Genomic DNA, 17,079 nt, shown 5'->3' with positions numbered 1-17,079 from the left:
CTGTAGTAGACACAGTCAAACAATGGGTTGCTGAACACAAGCTGGAGACAGCGCTGGGTGGCTTACTCATTCTGCTGATTTTGTGGCTGATTGCCCGCCGACGTAATCGCGAAATCACCTGGGAAGAAGCCGTTGGCAAAATGGAACAATCGGAGGCAGTTGCACCAGCCGCCGCCATCGCCGATGATGAAAAATCAGAAACTTTCACAGATGCGCCGAGTGAAACTGCCAGCGAAAAAACAGTAGCAGAACTGGTCGAGCAGGCTGATATGTTTGTAGGCTATGCTGATTACGTGCAGGCCAGAACTTCATTAGAACAAGCCCGCCTGCAAGAGCCTTACAATACGCTGGTCGCTTATAAGCTTTTATTTGTGCTTTACAAGCAAAAGCAGATTGATGAGTTTGTGGCATTGGTCGAAGAAACACAGTTTGATAAAGACAGCTATGAGTGGGACGAAGTCAAACAGTGGGGGCTTGAGTTGCTGCCGGGGAGCGAATTGTTCACCGACAAAATGCCTGAGATCAAAGAAGTGAAAGTTGAAGATGAGGTTCAGTCTGCCGAGACAGCTACGGTCGAGAATACTGCAGAACCTGAGAGTGAGAAGGAGCCTGGTCACATTGCTTTTGATCTGAACGACTTTGCTGATGAGCCTGTGGCAGAAAACACGGAAGAAGACAAACCTGCTGCCGAAGAAGAAGATGATTTGCTGGCTTTTGATATCAATTTCGATAGGGAAGAAGAAACCACTGAGTCTGAGGATCAGGAACAACCGCTTGATATTCCGGAACAGCCCGATAACGATCAAACGCTTTCGTTTGATATTGACCCGGACTTTACGCCGCCTGCTGACAATGATGAAGATTTAGCTGAAGCTGACTTGGATTTCGGCAACGATGAAGATGAACCTGATCTTGAGTTTGATGTCGGTGATCTGGACGATATTGATGAAGCCGAAACCAAACTTGATCTGGCAGCAGCCTACATTGATATGGGCGATCCTGACGGCGCCAAAAGTATCCTCAATGAAGTGCTGGTTGAAGGTAACGAAGAGCAGAAAAATCGCGCGCACAGTTTGCTCGACACATTGACTTAACGCAGGTGGTTGAGTGAGAATTGCCCTTGGCGTTGAATACGCTGGAACGCATTTTTGTGGCTGGCAGATTCAGCCCCGATTAAGAACCGTACAGGGCGAACTGCAAAAAGCCGTTTCAATGGTGGCAAACGAGGATATTGAAGTATTTGCTGCCGGTAGAACGGATACTGGTGTGCATGCGCTCAATCAGGTTGTACATTTTGACTCGAATGCCATACGCGACGAGCGTAGCTGGTTACTCGGGGTCAACTCCAATCTACCCCAGGATGTTAATGTCGCCTGGGTCAAGCCGGTAGATGAAGACTTCAATGCCCGCTTTTCAGCAGTCAAACGCAGTTATCGCTATTTGATTCTCAATCGTACCAGCCGTTCTGCCATCCATCACAATCGAATGTGGTGGCATTACCATCCGTTAGATGTGCAGCGCATGCAGGCTGCCGCCGATCAGCTTATTGGCCGGCACGATTTTTCAGCATTCCGGGCACGTGAGTGTCAGGCAAAAAGTCCGGTTAAAACACTGGATATGATCAAGGTAACGAGCCATCAGGACTGCATTGCCATTGATGTCGAAGCCAAATCATTTTTGCACCATATGGTGCGCAATCTGGTGGGGGTGATGACGGCAATAGGTGAGGGTAAGAAACCGGTAGATTGGGCCGGCGAAGTGCTTCGTAGCCGCGATCGTAATCAGGGCGGCATCACCTCACCGCCACAAGGTCTTTATCTGGTCGATGTGCGTTATCCGCAACAATATTCTTTCCCGACAGTGTCCGGTTTTCCAGTGCTCTGGTAAAGTATTAAGTCGACTAGTTTATTTCTGCCAGGTTAAATGAGAACACGTGTCAAAATTTGCGGTGTAACACGTCAGCAAGATGCTGATTTTGCTGCCGAAAGCGGTGCGGATGCCATCGGGCTGGTTTTTTACCCGCCCAGTCCTCGTGCGGTGACTGTTGCGCAAGCGAAGCAAATTATCAGTGGTTTACCTCCTTTTGTCACAGTGGTTGCGTTGTTCGTTAACCCTGAAAAAGAGCAGGTTTTACACTGCCTTGAAGCCTTATCAATTGATATACTTCAATTTCATGGAGATGAGAGTCCGGCATTCTGTGCCCAGTTTGGCAAACCTTATATGAAGGCGATCAGAATGAAACCGGATACCGATCTGACCACTTTGGCAACGGATTACCAGTCGGCCGCTGGCCTGTTACTGGATAGTTATCAACCGGGCGTGCCGGGTGGAACGGGTGTAGTATTTGACTGGTCAATTATCAGTCAGATAAACAAACCCATCATTCTTGCCGGTGGCTTGAATGCCGATAATGTGGCAGAAGCAATCCAACAAGTGCGACCTTTTGCTGTCGATGTCAGTGGTGGTGTTGAAAGTGAAAAGGGAATAAAAAGTAATGAAAAAATCAGCGCTTTTATGAGAGAGGTGGCAAATGCCTGAACAGTATATTCATGACTATTACAAGACATTCCCGGATGAACGAGGTCATTTTGGCCCATATGGCGGCCGTTTTGTCGGCGAAACCCTGATGGGGGCCATTTATGAATTGGAGCAGGCCTACACAAAATATCGTGACGATGCAGATTTTCTTGCCGAAATGGACAAGGATTTGAGTACCTTTGTCGGGCGTCCTTCACCTATCTATCTGGCCGAGAACTGGACCAAAAAGCTGGGGGGCGCGCAGATTTACCTCAAGCGCGAGGATCTCAACCATACCGGTGCACACAAGATCAATAACACCATAGGGCAGGCGTTACTGGCCAAACGCATGGGTAAAAACAGAATTATTGCTGAAACAGGTGCGGGCCAGCATGGCGTGGCGACAGCGACAGTGGCGGCTCGTCTGGGTCTGGAATGCGTTGTTTACATGGGCGCAGAGGACGTTAAACGTCAGGCTCAAAATGTTTACCGGATGAAACTGCTAGGGGCCGAAGTGATTCCGGTAGAGTCCGGCTCCCGTACACTGAAAGATGCTTTGAACGAAGCCCTGCGCGATTGGGTAACCAATGTTGATGATACGTTTTACATCATTGGGACCGTAGCGGGCCCACATCCCTACCCGGCGATGGTGCGGGACTTCCAGGCAATCATTGGCCGTGAAGCCAAACAGCAGATGTTTGACGTTTCAGGTAAATTACCCGATGCGCTGGTAGCCTGTATTGGTGGTGGCTCCAACGCTATCGGTTTGTTCTATCCTTTTATTGAAGATGAATCTGTAGCCATGTATGGCGTGGAAGGAGCGGGGCACGGCATTGAAACCGGCCAGCATTCTGCGCCGCTATCAGCGGGTACGCCCGGTGTATTGCACGGTAACCGTACCTACCTGATGCAGGATGAAAACGGCGAAATTATCGAAACACATTCCATTTCTGCCGGTCTGGATTATCCAGGTGTCGGGCCTGAACATGCGTGGTTGAAAGATATCGGCCGTGCCAATTATGTATCGGCGACTGATGATGAAGCACTGACCGCCTTCCATGAATTAACCCGCACGGAGGGCATTATCCCGGCGCTGGAATCCAGTCATGCACTGGCCTATGCAAGCAAACTGGCACCGACCATGTCGTCAGACCAGACTTTATTGATTAACTTGTCAGGTCGTGGTGATAAGGATATGCACACGGTAGCGGCAATGGCCGGTTTGAATTTTTAAGGGAACAACCATGAGTCGTATTAGCCAATGTTTTGAAAATCTGAAAGCGGATGGTCAAACCGCTCTGATCCCTTATGTGACAGCCGGTGATCCCGAACCCTGGGTGACGGTGCCTTTGCTGCATGCGCTGGTCGATGCCGGTGCAGACATTATCGAGTTGGGCGTTCCGTTTTCAGATCCGATGTGTGACGGTCCGGTGATTCAGAAAGCTTGTGAACGTGCGCTGAAAAATGATGTCAGTATCAGACATGTATTGAAAATGGTAAGCCAGTTCCGTGAGAAAAATAAGGATACCCCGATCGTACTGATGGGCTATGCCAATCCTATTGAAGCCATGGGCTATCAGAATTTTGCTGAAACAGCGCAAAAAGCGGGTGTTGATGGTGTATTGACAGTCGATATACCACCGGAAGAATCTGATGAATTCAGAATGATCATGGATCAGCATGATATTGACACCATTTACCTGGTGGCACCGACAACATCGCCTGAGCGTATGGCTAAAATTGCCAGCTTTGCCAGAGGTTTCATCTACTATGTATCAATCAAGGGTGTCACCGGTGCGGCCGCACTGGATGTAACTGAAGTTACCGAAAAACTGGCGCAACTGCGAGAAAAAACCACTCTGCCGCTGGGTGTCGGCTTTGGTATACGTGACGGCAAGTCTGCCGCAGCCGTATCTGAAATTGCTGATGCGGTTGTGGTTGGCAGTACTCTGGTGCGTTGTATTGAAGAACATTCAACGCGTATGGAAGAACTGCCAGCCGCCGTAGCCGGTCTGCTGGCTGAAATGCGTCATGCGATTAATGCGCGTGATCTGGCAAGTGCCTGAGTCCAATTAAAGGTAACAAGATGAGTTGGTTTGAAAGATTAATCCCATCAAAAATTCGTACTACCGGACGTAGCCGCTCGGTGCCGGAAGGTGTCTGGTGTAAATGTCCAAGCTGTGACAGCGTGCTGTATCGTGCCGAGCTGGAACGTAATCTGATGGTGTGCCCGAAATGTGAACATCATCAGCGGATTACTGCCAGAATGCGGCTGGAAAGTTTTCTGGATGAAGAAGATCGTAAAGAGCTGGCCATGGAAGTTAAACCGTTAGATACATTGCGCTTTAAAGACAGCAAACGGTATCGTGACCGCATCACTCAGGCTCAGCGTAATACCGGTGAGAATGATGCATTACTGGCAATGCAGGGCAGAATTAATAGTCTGCCCGTGGTGGTTGTGGCTTTTGACTTCAATTTCATGGGCGGTTCGATGGGCTCCGTGGTCGGCGAAAAATTTGTACGTGCTGCACAAGTTGCCCTCAATAACAAAATACCGCTGATCTGTTTTTCTGCCAGCGGCGGGGCCCGCATGCAGGAAGGCCTGTTTTCATTGATGCAAATGGCGAAAACCAGTGCCATTTTGACCCAGCTTAGTGATGCCGGTGTACCTTTCGTATCCGTTATGACAGATCCGACGATGGGCGGTGTCTCTGCCAGTCTGGCGATGCTGGGTGATATCAATGTGGCTGAGCCCAAAGCTTTGATTGGTTTTGCCGGCCCCCGGGTTATTGAACAAACCGTGCGTGAAAAGCTGCCAGAGGGGTTCCAGCGTGCGGAATTCCTGCTGGAGCATGGTGCCGTGGATATGATTGTCGATCGTCGTGATATGCGTGATCGTCTGAGCAATGTGCTGACCATGCTGCAAAAACGCGCGGCGGTCTGATAGCTACATCAATGCGCTTTTCATCATTGTCACAATGGTTGCAGTGGCAGGAAAATCTTCACTTTACTGAGATAGATCCGGGCCTGGAACGTGTTGGTCAGGTCTGGCAGAAAATGGGCGGCAGCCAGCAATTGCCGTTCAAGGTCGTTACTGTCGCCGGGACTAACGGTAAAGGTTCTTCGGTTGCCATTAGCGCCGCTATTTTGCGGGCGGCTGGCTATCGCACTGCGACTTATACCTCTCCACACCTGCTTCGTTATAACGAGCGTATTTGCATAGACGAGTTAGCTTGTAGTGATGAGGCTATTTGTCAGGCATTCGCACGCATTGATGAAGCGCGTGGCGATATTTCGCTGACCTATTTTGAGTTTGCCACGCTGGCTGCCGCAGATATTTTCAGCCGGGAGCAGGTCGATATAGCGGTTCTGGAAGTCGGAATGGGCGGACGTCTTGATGCCGTTAATCTGTTTGATGCCGATGTTGCCTTGATTACACCGATTGGGCTTGACCATACGGTCTGGCTGGGCGAGACACGCGAACTTATCGGCCGTGAAAAAGCCGGCATTTTACGTGCAGGCAAACCTGTAGTCTGTTCTGAAACCTCGCCACCGGCGACAGTGCTGGCGTATGCGCAGCAATTACGATCTCCCTGTTTTGTAGCCGGTGACGACTTCAATTATCAGTTCAGCGAGATTGACTGGTCATGGCGCAATGCCGGTACTGGCTTGCAGGGCTTACCTTATCCTGCGCTGGCAGGCCATTATCAGCTACAAAACAGTGCTGCGGTGTTGCAGGTCTGTGATCTGCTGGTTCAGCAGGGTATGACCATCAGCGCCACAGCTATCCACCAGGGTTTGCAACAGGTGCGGCTGGCGGGGCGTTTTCAGGTTATACCAGGTGCGATTACCCGGATTCTTGATGTCACCCATAACCAGCAGGGCGCGGAGAATCTGCGGACTTTACTCACCGAAACAGCAGGCCCGGGCAATACTTATGCTGTGCTGGCGATGCTGCGTGACAAAGATAGTCGTGCGGTGGCTGAGGCACTGAATGAGGTCATTGATTTCTGGTTTCTGGCAGGACTTGATGGCAACCGGGGACTCACTGCTGAAAAACTGTCTGAATCCCTGGCTCCTGTGGTCGGAGATAAGAAAGTCGGCTGTTATCAGCAGGTCGAAGAAGCCTATACAGCAGCGATGGCCAGCGCCGGCCATGGTGATCGTATATTGGTCTTTGGCTCTTTTCACACGATTGAAGCGGCCATGCGAATCATGCCGGAGTGTCAGCAGCCGGTATTAGCTGCCAGCTAGGAGATTGTCCGGCTTTTCATCGTTACGTCAAACCCAATCCGCCTCCTGACAGGTTCTTATTTACGATACATATTAAGGATATCTTGCTGATGATGTTCAATGACTTTGGCACGTTTCACCTTCAGCGTCGGCGTTAATAAACCATTTTCCACCGTCCAGGGTTCCAAAGTCAGCGTGACCCGGCGAATTTTGGCATGAGTCGGAAAGTCGTGCAGTAACTGCCGCAAAGTTTGTATCACATGCTGTTGCAGGCTCTTGCTGTTAAGACTGGCATTATCCATAGCATCCAGCCCCAGTTCCCGTGCCAGGCTGAACCATTTATCCGAGTTCAGCACCAGCAACGCCGAAAGATAGGATTTGCCTTCACCGACAATCAAAGCCTGCTCAAAATGATCATCGGCCAGAATGGCTGTTTCAATATCGACGGGCGGGACTTTTTCGCCAGTACTCAGAATCAGAATATCTTTGATGCGTCCGGTAATGTAGATATGACCGCTGTCGCTGATTCTGGCCTGATCGCCGGTGTGTAACCAGCCTTCCGCATCAATGGTCTGTGCGGTAGCCTTATGGTTGTTCCAATAACCCAGCATATTACCGGGGCCGCGTACCATGAGTTCGTCGTTTTCACCAATTTTGACGGCAACGCCAGGTATCGCCCGACCGACACTGGCAGGTACGTTATTGTCCGGTTCGTTAACACTGACCACCGGGCTGGTTTCAGTCAGGCCATAACCCTGCAACAGGTTCACGCCTAGGCCGATAAATAGCCTGGCGACGTTTTCCGGCAGGGCGGCACCACCACTGACGGTCAGTCTCAGTCGCCCGCCCATGCGTTGATGCACCTTACTGGCAACGAGTTTGTTCAGCAAAGGTAATAGCAGGAAACTTGGACGCCAGCCCTGACGCCCTTGCACATACCTGAACTTTGCCCAGCCGATGGTGACATTGGCATGAAACAGAAAACGACTGATAAATGGCTTGCCAGCCAGTTGTGCCTGCAGACGAGTGTAGATACGCTCAAAAATACGTGGTACGGCAATCAGGATAGTCGGTTTGATCGTCAGCATATCGTCGGCGAGCTGGGGAATGCCGCGAGAGAAGGCAACACTGGCGCCGGCCATGATAGGCAGATAATAGCCCGCCGTGCGTTCCAGTGTATGCGATAAAGGCAAAAAGGACAGGAACAGATCGTCGGGCAGGATATCAAAATATTGCAGGGCGCCGGCCGCTACAGACAGCATATTGTGATGACTGAGCATCACCCCTTTGGGACGACCTGTGGTGCCGGAGGTATAGATAATCGAGGCCAACTGATGGGGATCGGCGTCCCATTGTTTGAGATCACCGCTGGCGGCAGCCAGCCAGTCACGGGCATACACGGCGGGACCGGTTAATGTTTCATCATCGTCATTGTTGATGATAACGCGGCTCAGACGATGCTCTTCGGTTATTGAGGACTGCAGGCGTTTCCATTGATTGGTATTTTGCAGGAACAGGCATTTCACATCTGCATCTTGCAGAATGTAAGCCACATTATCCGGCCGGTCATCGGGATAAAGCGGCACCACGATAAGACCCAGCCCCATCGCTGCCTGATCGAAAATTATCCACTCTTTACAGTTACGCAGGTTCAGCGCGACTCGGTCACCGGGCTCCAGCTTTTCGTCAGCCAGTGCCTGTTGCCAGCGAGCGACTTGTCGGGCGACTTCCCGCCAGCTGGTGTTGTACCAGTTCTCGGTTTGCGACGAATAGCTCTGGTAGGCGGTGTGGTCCGGCGAACGGGACAAGCGTTCCAGAAACAGGCCGTATAGCGTGCCTGCCCGTTCTGCCGAAATGTAATCCGTGCTGTCCTTAGTCATACGCTTTTTACATCAGCCAGCGTAGCTGAAGCCCTAATAAATCGACACTGGCATCATAGCTGCCTTTGAGGTTGTAGCCATTGTCATCGGTTTCGTTGATTTTTGGATCGTCAATAAACAGGTGGGCATAACCGGCGTCGATAATAATATTATCCGAGTAGCGGTAGGTCGCACCCAGTGCCACCCATTTACGATCATTACCCGGAATCCGAGCTGTGCGTCTTTCAGCACTGGAGATCGGGGACTCGTCATAGGCAATACCGGTGCGGAACTGCCACTTCGGGCTATATCTGTAAGATACACCCAAACTGTAGCGCATGGAATTGTCCCAGTCCTCGGTTTTTTCGGCACTGAGAAACGGCCCGTCAGATTCAATAACGAGCTCTTCAAAGCGAGTCCAGCGAGTCAGGGTGGCATCGGCCATGATTGACCATGTGTCATTGATATCGTGGTTGATGGCCAAAGACACGGTCTCTGGCAAATCGACATCGCCTTGAATATTTTCCTTGCTGAGCAAATTGCCGTCGGCGTCGCGGAGTTTGCCGTCACCTTCCAGGGTATGGGCAATTTTGGAACGGTATGCGAGGCCAATGCGGGTATTTCCCGTCATCTGGTACAGAAGGCCGACATTAAAACCAAAGCCCCAGTCATCCGCTTTCAGCTTGGCCTTGCCATCAGCAAGCTGCGGGCCGGGGCCGAGTGCGGCGCCCAAATCGACCATCTGGCTGAGGGTCAAGTCGATAAACTGGGCACTGATGCCGGCACCGACAGACAGCTTTTCTGTCGCTTTAAACGCGATGGACGGGTTGAAATTAACCGTTTTCAGATCGGACTTGACAGCAAAATAGCGGCCGACCCAGGTTTCGTTATAGTCGGTTACCAAACCAAATGGTGCGCTGATTCCCAGCCCCAGCGACAGTTTGTCATTAATCGGTTTGGCATAGTAGAAATTGGGCAGGATCGCATTTTTACCAGCATCGCCATAGTCACCGCCGGACAAGGGAATGACGCCGGCGATGGATGAACCGTTATTATTGAACTCGGATTTGGGCGCGATGTAGTTGAGCCCGATATCCATTTCAGCGCGATCAAGATAAGTCAGACCTGCCGGGTTGAAGAAAATGGTCGACGCATCTTCCGCCACTGCCGCACTGCCGGCGAAAGCCCGTCCCAGGCCGGTGACACTCTGTTCCTGAATGGCATAACCTGCCGCCCATGCAGATGAGCTGGCTGAAAAGAGCAGAATAACCGCTGATAATTTTTCTAATTTCAATTTCATAGTCAAACACTTGCGTCATGATCTTAATTAATGGCCTAAACTATCCTAAGCGATCATAAGACGCAAGTTTTTTGGCTATTTGTTTGTTAAACGCGTTTGAACAACAGGTCCCAGACACCGTGTCCGAGCCGATGGCCTCGCTGTTCGAACTTGGTGAGCGGCCGATAGACAGGACGTTCAATGTAGTCTCCTATCAGGCTGGTATTGTGAAAACGCTCATTCCCTGAAACATCGGCCAGCATCTGTATCGCATAGTCTTCCCAATCGGTGGCGAGGTGCAGATAACCGCCGTGTTGTAACTTGTCTGCCAACAGATTAACAAAAGCTGGTTGAATGATACGGCGTTTATGATGGCGTTTCTTATGCCAAGGATCGGGAAAATACAGTTGCACCCGTGCCAGTGCTTTGTCGGGTATGCGCTGTTTCAGGAGTTCAACGGCATCGGTACAGGCCACACGAATATTGCTGATTTGTTCCGTTTCGATAGCTTTCAGCAACTGACCGACACCCGGGCGGTGTACTTCGACACCGATAAAGTCCAGTTCGGGTTGTTGTTTGGCCATTTCTACCAGAGAGGCGCCATTGCCAAAGCCGATTTCCAGTACTTTAGGTGCTTCACGGCCAAACAGCTGATCCAGATCGAGCATGTCGCTGCTGTCATCAATGCCAAATTCCGGCCACAGATTATCCAGTGCTTTTTGCTGGCCCGGTGTCAGTCTGCCTTCACGGCGTACAAAGCTGCGAATGGTTCGCATGGCTTTAGTTTCAGTCATGGTATGGGTTTCTGAAGACGAATAAATTTGAGCGCATAATCATACAGCAAGCGACGGAACGAAGGCAGCCCCTGTTCGGTCAATGAGTTAATGACTTGTTTGAACTGGCGCACGCAGTTAGGAAGGGGCAGCATTTGAACAATGTGTCCACTTTGTTTATTTCAGACTTACCTCGTTTTCGATTCCACTATGTCGTTAAGCAAAATAACTTTGAGAGATCACTTGCCTACGGTTCTTTGATTCAAAACTCGGCAAGTCTTCAGCGGCTCTTTAGCGTTGAAAACAGTGGCAGATTTGTACTCATAACGTGCTAAAAAAGTGCTTTCGGGTTATACTGGAAGGTCTTTATGTACAATCTGAAGGGTGCTATCGGGCCCTGCAAATATCTTTGCAATCAATCAGGCAAAGTTTTTTAAGAGAGAAAAAAGTATGGTTCATCCAGTATTAGAAGCCGTCACCAATGACATTATCGAACGTAGTAAAAAATCACGAGCCACCTATCTGTCCCGTCTTGATGAGGCATTAGACAAAGGTCCTCATCGTGCGGTATTGGGATGCGGTAACCTGGCACACGGTTTTGCGGCCTGCGGAGCGGGGGAGAAGGCTGATCTGGCTGGTGACAAAAAAGCTAACATTGCGATTATTTCCTCCTACAACGATATGTTGTCGGCACACCAGCCGTTCAGGGATTTCCCCGCGATCATTAAAGAAGCGGCCAGAGAAGCCGGGGGTGTGGCCCAGTTTGCAGGTGGCGTACCTGCCATGTGCGATGGTGTTACGCAAGGGCAACCGGGCATGGAATTGTCTTTGTTCAGCCGTGACGTTATCGCAATGGCGACAGCCATTGGCCTCAGCCATAATATGTTTGATGCCGCTTTATATCTCGGTGTTTGTGACAAGATCGTTCCCGGTTTGCTTATCGGTGCGCTGAGTTTTGGTCATTTGCCAGCAGTGTTTGTGCCTGCAGGGCCCATGCCAAGCGGCATGCCAAACAAAGAAAAAGTCCGTATTCGTCAGCTATATGCTGAAGGTAAAGTAGGCCGTGAGGAACTGCTGAAAGCAGAATCCGAGTCATACCATAGCCCGGGCACCTGTACTTTCTACGGTACGGCTAACAGTAACCAGATGATGGTTGAAATGATGGGCCTGCATCTGCCTGGTAGTTCATTCATTAACCCGAACACGCCACTGCGCGATGAACTGACCAAACAAGCCACCCGCCAGGTACTGAAATTTACCGCACTAGGTGATGATTTCCGTCCTATTGGGCATATGATTAATGAAAAAGCCATTATCAACGCATTGGTCGGTCTGTTGGCAACAGGTGGTTCAACTAACCACACAATTCACCTTATCGCGATTGCACGTGCCGCAGGCATTATTATCAACTGGGATGACTTTGACCGTTTGTCTAAATTGATCCCGTTGGTGACGCGTATTTATCCTAATGGCCAGGCGGATATTAACCACTTCCAGGCTGCAGGCGGTATGGGGTTGTTGATCAGAGAACTGACTGCCCACGGCATGTTACATGAAGATATCATCACAGTAGGCGATACCCATGGAATGGCGCAATACACCCAAGAGCCCAAGTTGAGAGATGGGCAGCTGATTTGGGAGGAAGGCACCGATACTTCACTTGATAGTGACGTTATTGGTAGCGTAAACGCCCCATTTGCTACCAGCGGCGGCTTGCATTTGATTAAAGGTAATCTGGGCCGCGGTATGTCGAAAATATCGGCTGTTGATCCCAAGCATCAGGTTGTGGAAGCGCCTGCCATGGTGTTTGATCACCAGGATGACGTGGTCGAAGCCTTCAAACGCGGTGAAATGAATAAAGACGTTATTGTCGTCTTGCGTTTCCAGGGACCCAAATCCAACGGTATGCCTGAACTGCATAAACTGACCCCATCGCTGGGCGTGCTGCAGGATAAAGGTTTCAAAGTCGCCTTGGTCACTGACGGCCGTATGTCCGGTGCTTCCGGTAAAGTGCCATCAGCGATTCATCTGTGTCCGGAATGTGCGGATGGCAGCCTGCTGACCAAAGTGCGTGACGGCGATATGATTCGTCTCGACACCCAGCGTGGTGAACTTGATGTGCTGGTTTCTGAAGAAGAACTCAACTCCCGCATAGCCTGTGTGATGGCAAATACTGAACATCACTACGGTATGGGACGTGAATTGTTTGACAGCTTCCGCCGCGGTGTTTCTACTGCTGAGACCGGTGCTATCAATATGTTCAATGTTGAATAAAATAATATCAGGCCGACTGTGATATTAAGCTAATTTGAATCTTGGAAAAATTAAAAGAATGAGCAAAACAATTCATGAAATCATGCAGGTGTCACCGATTGTACCGGTGATGGTAATCAACAATGTTGAACATGCCGTACCGCTGGCCCATGCACTGGTCAAAGGCGGTCTGAAAGTGCTGGAGATCACCCTGCGTACCGATGCGGCCCTGGAATCAATCAGACGCATTAAAGCAGAAGTGCCTGATGCGATTGTCGGTGCCGGCACCATTATCAACATTGAAACCCTGAATGCGGCCATCGATGCCGGTGCTGAATTTATTGTCAGCCCGGGTACCACTGATACCCTGATTGACGCCGCGCTGAAAACCGGTGTTCCGCTTTTGCCGGGTGTGGCTAATCCAAGTGAAGCTATGCGTCTGCTGGAGAAAGGCATTACTGCAATGAAATTCTTCCCGGCAGAAGCGGCGGGCGGGGTACCGATGTTGAAATCAATCGGCGCGCCGATTCCACAGATCACCTTCTGTCCGACCGGTGGTGTCAGTCAGAAGAATGTTAAAGACTACTACAGCTTGCCAAACGTGGCCTGTGTGGGTGGCTCATGGATGTGTGCGGCTAATCTGGTCGATGCTGAAAACTGGGATGAAATTACCCGACTGTCAGCGGAAGCGATTGAACTGGCTACTGCCTGAGTTTTCACCCCAGCCAATAATAAAAAAGCCGGATTTGTTATCCGGCTTTTTTGTTTTCAGTCCTGTCGTAACAGAATACCGCGTGATAACCAGTCAATGACCATTTGTCTTGCGCCTTCCGTCACCACATCCGGGTTTGGATGTTGCAAAGCCTGCGCTATTTGTTCGGCGGCCTGATAACCGGTTAAGCCCTGATTAAGCAAATCGATCAGGTGGGCACTGACAGGATTGAGTTCTATAAATTTAATTTTGTCTTCGCCGTTTCGATATACAAGCAAACATACCGGCGTTTCGCTGGCTGTATCCGGCTGATTATCGGGGCCTATCTGGTGCACCGGGTAGTGATACACCAGCGACCAGGCTAAAGGGGATTTGTGTAAGCTTAGAGTCAGGCAGTCTTCATTATCATCAAAAGTTGACTGCTCAAACTCCGGCTCGGCAATGCTCAGCGCCAGCTCAACCCATTCGTAATGAGCCAGTTCCTGCATAAAAACCGGATCATCGCGGCTGTCGCGTTCGTGCTCCAGATAGCTGATAAATTCGCGGGCAATATCAACAAATAGCGGGCTTTTACAATGGTGTTTGACCATAAAGTCCCTTGCCATTGCCAGCCATTTTTCCTCAGAAAAAAGCGTTCTGATCACCGGAAACGCATTGCTTAGACTGCCTTCGATATTGTTGAAAAACAAATCACGGTAGATAGCCATTCGCCGTTGTTCAATATTGTCAGGTGCGGCCTTGTGTTCAGGATCACGGATATAAGCGGCAAACTGATATTGGGTTTCAGTGAATGATTTAGCCATTTGAGACATGCTGCGCCTTGTATTGCTGTTGGTAATGATGAATGGTCGAGACTTCGTCAAGTAAATGCTGCAGCGCGGGAATATTGAAGTCACGTTCCAGCAGAGTGGGGATAACCCCGTGTTGTGTGTAGGTTTTCTGCAGTAATTGCCACACCGGATCAATGACATCCGCACCATGAGTATCAACAAGCAGATCGGCCGCTTCATTGTAATGGCCGGCAATATGCAGATAAGCAATACGATCAGTCGGTATGGCCTTGATGTAACTTTCGGCATCGTAGCGATGATTGATGCTGTTCACAAACACATTGTTCACATCCAGCAATAAATCACAGTTGGCCTCAGCCAGGATAGCGTTAACAAAATCGATTTCGTTGAGTTCCTGACCGGGCGCGGCGTAGTAGGAGACATTTTCAATCACCAGACGCCGTTCAAGAATATCCTGAATGCGTTTGATGCGATCGGCCACGTAATAGACTGCCTCTTCAGTAAAGGGAATCGGCATCAGGTCATAAAGATGCCCGTCATCACTGCAATAGCTCAGATGTTCGCTGTAGCAACGAATCTGATGTTTATCGAAGAATTTTTTCAGCCGTTGCAGGAAATGTTCATCCAGTGGTGCGGGACTGCCGATGGACAATGATAATCCGTGACATAACATGGGATAGCGTTCCGCCATAGCCGTGAATTTTCTGCCGAAGGCACCGCCCATTTCCATCCAGTTTTCGGGTGCAACCTCAAGAAAATCAATATCGGTCTGTTCCATCGCCGCCAGCTCGTCGATAAAGCTGCGACGCAGCCCCAGACCGGCACCGGACACCGGACAAGATGCGCTGTTCATGTTCTGCTCCTGATTAATTCAAACATAAATTTAAGACTGTTTAGACAGGCAAATGTTACAGGCAGTTATTTCAAGTTAACCTCAAACATGGTGCGATCGACACCGACGTTGCCTGTCTTCTGGTCAATCAGATAAACAATCGCTTTGTAGTGGCCTGAGGTTTTAATCTCGGTTTTAGCTGAAAACAGGCCGACCGGACCGACAAAATTCAACGGCACTTCAGCTACTTTCTGTTCATCTTGCATCAAAATAGCGGTGGCTTCGTAATCATCCGGTTGCCAGAAACCGTCTTTGGTAATCGGGCAGCCACACAACAAAGAAGCTTTGGTGTAGATTTCAACTTGGCCTCCTTCCAATACCTGTGTCCAGGCATCCACGATAAAACCGGGCATGCTTAAGGTGATACCGTCACCGACAATGTCTTTACCGGGAATAACCCAGCTGGTGACCGTTGCCTCCTGCAACGATTGTCTGAAACCATAAGGACCAATAAGTTTGAAACGCAGCAAACGCGGACTGCGGATATCCACCTTGGCCAAGTAACCGGCCGTGTTATTATCAGTCAGCTGCTGACCTCGCGACACCGGTTCTTTCATCAAGTTGGTAGTATCACCGGTATCGCCGTTTATCCAGCCCTGGTCTAGAATTTCACCCGTTTCGGCATCTTCGACTACCACTTTTACGCCGCCGACACTGGTACCGATAAACTTGGCGTCAACTGCCCGGGCACGCACCATAATCTGTGTTTCTTCAGCCATCACCGGCAGGCTCAGAGAGAGGATAAAAGACAGGGCAAGTGATAAAGATAAGGTTTTCATAATAAATATCCTACTTTAATGTTTGTTCATAATTAACTGAAAAATAACAAATAATATTGAGTTTTTGTGTCTGCATATTAAACGTCGACCACCGTGATAATGGGATCGGCATAATTAACGTTTTCCCCTTCATTATCTGCCAGTTCAGGATTAGTTCAAGCCGCCTTTGACGATTCGCAACTGATACAATAAACCTTTTGTGAGACTTGAACAGCCGTGTTTAAGTCATTAACTTGAAGCCAAAACTGCCAACAGGTAATTGAACCATCATGCTCGCTTATATCGTCAGAAGAATCTTGTATGCATTTCCTATCCTGATGGGGGTTAATGCACTGACATTCGTACTGTTTTTCATGGTGAATACACCTGATGATATGGCGCGCATGCATCTGGGTGGCAAACATGTGACTGAGCAGGCCATTGAATCATGGAAAGAAGAACGCGGCTATAATAAAGCGCTGATATGGAACACTGGGGCAGAAGGTCTCAACCAGGTTACCGACACCATTTTCTTTACCAAATCACTCACTTTGTTTGTGTTTGAGTTCGGCCAGGCGGACGATGGCCGTGATATCGGACAGGATATCCGGACCCGTATGTGGCCCAGCCTGGCGATCGCGGTACCGGTATTTGTGATTGGTCTCCTGGTGAATATCACTTTTGCCATGCTGATGGTGTTTTTTCGGGCGACTTATGTCGATCTCAGCGGGGTCATACTCTGTGTGGTACTGATGTCAATTTCCGGTCTGTTTTATATTATCGGCGGTCAATTTCTGGTGGGTAAGATCATGCAGTTGGTGCCGATATCCGGTTTTGGCGAAGGCATCAGCACCATCAAATTTCTGATTCTACCGGTGGTGATTGGCATTGTTTCCGGTATCGGTTCCGGTTCCCGCTGGTATCGCACGCTGTTTCTGGAAGAAGTATCCAAGGACTACGTCCGCACCGCGCGAGCGAAAGGATTATCGGAGGTCAGAGTCTTATTCTCACA

16 protein-coding genes are annotated in these 17,079 nt (G+C 49.8%); 10 read left to right on the top strand and 6 right to left on the bottom strand.

Features of this window, described 5'->3' with window-relative positions:
- The 7 genes from OMP95_RS11475 to folC all read left to right on the top strand — a co-directional run.
- Nucleotides 1–1,094 (top strand): FimV/HubP family polar landmark protein (locus OMP95_RS11475; RefSeq protein ID WP_323135132.1); only part of this gene is annotated, 1,094 nt, incomplete at its 5' end.
- A gap of 13 nt (nucleotides 1,095–1,107) precedes the next feature.
- Nucleotides 1,108–1,887, top strand: a complete 780-nt coding sequence (gene truA / locus OMP95_RS11470) for a tRNA pseudouridine(38-40) synthase TruA (RefSeq protein ID WP_266328946.1) — start codon at nucleotides 1,108–1,110, stop codon at nucleotides 1,885–1,887.
- Between the two features lie 36 nt (nucleotides 1,888–1,923).
- Nucleotides 1,924–2,538, top strand: a complete 615-nt coding sequence (locus OMP95_RS11465) for a phosphoribosylanthranilate isomerase (RefSeq protein ID WP_266328944.1) — start codon at nucleotides 1,924–1,926, stop codon at nucleotides 2,536–2,538.
- A complete protein-coding gene (gene trpB / locus OMP95_RS11460) occupies nucleotides 2,531–3,751 on the top strand; it encodes a tryptophan synthase subunit beta (protein WP_266328942.1) in 1,221 nt (406 codons plus the stop codon). The genes OMP95_RS11465 and trpB overlap by 8 nt, the downstream gene beginning before the upstream one ends.
- A gap of 10 nt (nucleotides 3,752–3,761) precedes the next feature.
- Nucleotides 3,762–4,583 (top strand): tryptophan synthase subunit alpha, encoded by an 822-nt coding sequence (trpA, locus tag OMP95_RS11455; protein ID WP_266328940.1) that lies wholly within the window; start codon nucleotides 3,762–3,764, stop codon nucleotides 4,581–4,583.
- Between the two features lie 20 nt (nucleotides 4,584–4,603).
- Nucleotides 4,604–5,461 carry an acetyl-CoA carboxylase, carboxyltransferase subunit beta gene (accD, locus tag OMP95_RS11450; RefSeq protein WP_266328937.1) on the top strand — a complete coding sequence of 286 codons (858 nt, stop codon included), beginning with the start codon at nucleotides 4,604–4,606 and terminating at the stop codon, nucleotides 5,459–5,461.
- 11 nt (nucleotides 5,462–5,472) lie between these two features.
- Nucleotides 5,473–6,771: a bifunctional tetrahydrofolate synthase/dihydrofolate synthase gene (gene folC, locus OMP95_RS11445; RefSeq protein WP_266328935.1), complete on the top strand. Its 1,299-nt coding sequence runs from the start codon at nucleotides 5,473–5,475 to the stop codon at nucleotides 6,769–6,771.
- A gap of 56 nt (nucleotides 6,772–6,827) precedes the next feature.
- On the opposite strand, the gene OMP95_RS11440 is transcribed toward folC, so the two are convergent.
- The 3 genes from OMP95_RS11440 to trmB all read right to left on the bottom strand — a co-directional run bounded on the left by OMP95_RS11440 (nucleotide 6,828) and on the right by trmB (nucleotide 10,682).
- On the bottom strand, nucleotides 6,828–8,630 hold the full coding sequence (locus OMP95_RS11440) for an AMP-dependent synthetase/ligase (protein WP_266328933.1): 1,803 nt from the start codon (nucleotides 8,628–8,630) through the stop codon (nucleotides 6,828–6,830).
- A gap of 7 nt (nucleotides 8,631–8,637) precedes the next feature.
- Nucleotides 8,638–9,909, bottom strand: coding sequence for an OmpP1/FadL family transporter (locus OMP95_RS11435; protein WP_266328931.1), 1,272 nt, complete (start codon nucleotides 9,907–9,909; stop codon nucleotides 8,638–8,640).
- An 86-nt stretch (nucleotides 9,910–9,995) separates the two neighbouring features.
- Nucleotides 9,996–10,682, bottom strand: a complete 687-nt coding sequence (gene trmB, locus OMP95_RS11430; RefSeq protein ID WP_266328929.1) for a tRNA (guanosine(46)-N7)-methyltransferase TrmB — start codon at nucleotides 10,680–10,682, stop codon at nucleotides 9,996–9,998.
- A 429-nt stretch (nucleotides 10,683–11,111) separates the two neighbouring features.
- Between trmB and edd the strand changes: the two genes are divergently transcribed.
- Nucleotides 11,112–12,935 (top strand): phosphogluconate dehydratase, encoded by a 1,824-nt coding sequence (edd, locus tag OMP95_RS11425; protein ID WP_266328927.1) that lies wholly within the window; start codon nucleotides 11,112–11,114, stop codon nucleotides 12,933–12,935.
- 58 nt (nucleotides 12,936–12,993) lie between these two features.
- Nucleotides 12,994–13,626 (top strand): bifunctional 4-hydroxy-2-oxoglutarate aldolase/2-dehydro-3-deoxy-phosphogluconate aldolase, encoded by a 633-nt coding sequence (locus tag OMP95_RS11420; protein WP_266328925.1) that lies wholly within the window; start codon nucleotides 12,994–12,996, stop codon nucleotides 13,624–13,626.
- A 56-nt stretch (nucleotides 13,627–13,682) separates the two neighbouring features.
- On the opposite strand, the gene OMP95_RS11415 is transcribed toward OMP95_RS11420, so the two are convergent.
- The 3 genes from OMP95_RS11415 to OMP95_RS11405 form a co-directional block, all read right to left on the bottom strand.
- Complete coding sequence (locus tag OMP95_RS11415; RefSeq protein ID WP_266328922.1) at nucleotides 13,683–14,429, bottom strand: DNA-binding domain-containing protein; 747 nt, start codon at nucleotides 14,427–14,429, stop codon at nucleotides 13,683–13,685.
- Complete coding sequence (locus OMP95_RS11410) at nucleotides 14,422–15,270, bottom strand: DUF692 domain-containing protein (protein WP_266328920.1); 849 nt, start codon at nucleotides 15,268–15,270, stop codon at nucleotides 14,422–14,424. The genes OMP95_RS11415 and OMP95_RS11410 overlap by 8 nt, the downstream gene beginning before the upstream one ends.
- A gap of 65 nt (nucleotides 15,271–15,335) precedes the next feature.
- Nucleotides 15,336–16,088 (bottom strand): hypothetical protein, encoded by a 753-nt coding sequence (locus tag OMP95_RS11405; RefSeq protein WP_266328918.1) that lies wholly within the window; start codon nucleotides 16,086–16,088, stop codon nucleotides 15,336–15,338.
- A gap of 269 nt (nucleotides 16,089–16,357) precedes the next feature.
- Between OMP95_RS11405 and OMP95_RS11400 the strand changes: the two genes are divergently transcribed.
- On the top strand, nucleotides 16,358–17,079 hold a 722-nt coding region (locus tag OMP95_RS11400; protein WP_266328916.1), incomplete at its 3' end, for an ABC transporter permease.

The organism is Methylophaga sp. OBS4 (assembly GCF_026319305.1).
Classification (GTDB): Bacteria; Pseudomonadota; Gammaproteobacteria; order Nitrosococcales; family Methylophagaceae; genus Methylophaga.
The sequence above is the reverse complement of the archived record's forward strand: the minus strand, read 5'-3'. Positions and strand labels throughout refer to the sequence as shown.

What these genes read in the sequence shown, in the direction of transcription:
- OMP95_RS11465 (WP_266328944.1), top strand. Translation starts at nt 1,924, where the DNA reads ATGAGAACACGTGTCAAAATTTGCGGTGTAACACGTCAGCAAGATGCT.
- trpB (WP_266328942.1), top strand. Translation starts at nt 2,531, where the DNA reads ATGCCTGAACAGTATATTCATGACTATTACAAGACATTCCCGGATGAA.
- trpA (WP_266328940.1), top strand. Translation starts at nt 3,762, where the DNA reads ATGAGTCGTATTAGCCAATGTTTTGAAAATCTGAAAGCGGATGGTCAA.
- accD (WP_266328937.1), top strand. Translation starts at nt 4,604, where the DNA reads ATGAGTTGGTTTGAAAGATTAATCCCATCAAAAATTCGTACTACCGGA.
- folC (WP_266328935.1), top strand. Translation starts at nt 5,473, where the DNA reads ATGCGCTTTTCATCATTGTCACAATGGTTGCAGTGGCAGGAAAATCTT.
- OMP95_RS11440 (WP_266328933.1), bottom strand. Translation starts at nt 8,630, where the DNA reads ATGACTAAGGACAGCACGGATTACATTTCGGCAGAACGGGCAGGCACG.
- OMP95_RS11435 (WP_266328931.1), bottom strand. Translation starts at nt 9,909, where the DNA reads ATGAAATTGAAATTAGAAAAATTATCAGCGGTTATTCTGCTCTTTTCA.
- trmB (WP_266328929.1), bottom strand. Translation starts at nt 10,682, where the DNA reads ATGACTGAAACTAAAGCCATGCGAACCATTCGCAGCTTTGTACGCCGT.
- edd (WP_266328927.1), top strand. Translation starts at nt 11,112, where the DNA reads ATGGTTCATCCAGTATTAGAAGCCGTCACCAATGACATTATCGAACGT.
- OMP95_RS11420 (WP_266328925.1), top strand. Translation starts at nt 12,994, where the DNA reads ATGAGCAAAACAATTCATGAAATCATGCAGGTGTCACCGATTGTACCG.
- OMP95_RS11415 (WP_266328922.1), bottom strand. Translation starts at nt 14,429, where the DNA reads ATGGCTAAATCATTCACTGAAACCCAATATCAGTTTGCCGCTTATATC.
- OMP95_RS11410 (WP_266328920.1), bottom strand. Translation starts at nt 15,270, where the DNA reads ATGAACAGCGCATCTTGTCCGGTGTCCGGTGCCGGTCTGGGGCTGCGT.
- OMP95_RS11405 (WP_266328918.1), bottom strand. Translation starts at nt 16,088, where the DNA reads ATGAAAACCTTATCTTTATCACTTGCCCTGTCTTTTATCCTCTCTCTG.